This is a genomic window from Brachyspira sp. SAP_772 (genome assembly GCF_009755885.1).
In the GTDB taxonomy this organism is placed as follows: Bacteria; Spirochaetota; Brachyspiria; order Brachyspirales; family Brachyspiraceae; genus Brachyspira.
Window position 1 is genome coordinate 1 of sequence record NZ_VYIX01000352.1, and the last position, 539, is coordinate 539.

The 539-nt window shown below is 27.9% G+C and carries 1 protein-coding gene and 1 pseudogene; both read left to right on the top strand.

Annotation, left to right across the window (positions count from 1 at the left end):
* Nucleotides 1-333, top strand: a pseudogene (locus tag GQX97_RS14465) (LPS-assembly protein LptD); the annotation flags it as partial.
* 15 nt (nt 334-348) lie between these two features.
* Entirely contained in the window at nt 349-480 is a 132-nt protein-coding gene (locus GQX97_RS15100; RefSeq protein WP_255447437.1) for a hypothetical protein, read from the top strand.
* The last annotated feature ends 59 nt before the right edge of the window (nt 481-539 follow it).

Here is a 539-nt window from a genome sequence, read left to right on the forward strand (position 1 = left end):
ACTTGGGTTAATCCTTTCTGGGATATTGTTGATTCATTTAATTTTAGAGATTCTCAAAAAAGGATAGACAGTTTGTTTAAATTAAGTTCTATCAATACTAGTATATGGCATGAATTAGACGGCTGGCAATTAAGAGCTACTTTCTCTATATCGCCTTCTGCTCTTCCTTCAGATATTGCTAGCGGTTCTGTTAAAGGTTCTTATTGGAATAAAGAGTTCTGGATTGAATTCACTCTTACAGATTTTCCTGGTGCTGGTTTGCCTAGAAGAGAATATGACCTCAATTCTACTATTACTGATTTGAGAGATAATAGAACTACTACTACTTTTTAATTTACGGGTATTAAAATGATTAAAAAAATATTTATTTTATTTATTATTATAATATTTTCTAATTTGCATGCTTATGATAATTATGTAAATAAAATATTTAATGCCATTGAAGATAATGATATTAACTATATAAAATATGTATTRTAAAATGATATACAAAGCTTAAAATCAAGGCTTCCTAAGGATTATGAAAACAATTTAGAGGG